Consider the following 247-nt stretch of genomic DNA (forward strand, 5'->3'; position numbering starts at 1 on the left):
TGTTCAAGGAGCAAGGTCTTTCCGGAATGACCGCAGGCATACCCAAGGAATTTTTAAGCCTTGAAGGCATTGATCCTGACGTCAAAAAAATGTTTGAAAACGCCCGGAAAACCCTGGAGGGGTTGGGCGTTGACATTAAAGAGATCTCCCTGCCCCATACCAATTATGCGGTGGCTGCCTATTATATCATTGCCCCTTGTGAAGCCAGTGCCAATCTGGCCCGGTTCGACGGGGTGAGATACGGGGT

1 protein-coding gene is annotated in these 247 nt (G+C 50.6%); it reads left to right on the forward strand.

What is annotated here, in order from left to right; all coding sequences use genetic code 11:
* Positions 1 to 26: 26 nt before the first annotated feature.
* The coding region (locus B3D59_RS18130; protein WP_286822553.1) for an amidase family protein at positions 27 to 247 on the forward strand (221 nt) is incomplete at its 3' end.

The sequence above is a fragment of the Desulfobacter sp. UBA2225 genome (assembly GCF_002348205.1).
Lineage (GTDB): Bacteria > Desulfobacterota > Desulfobacteria > Desulfobacterales > Desulfobacteraceae > Desulfobacter > Desulfobacter postgatei.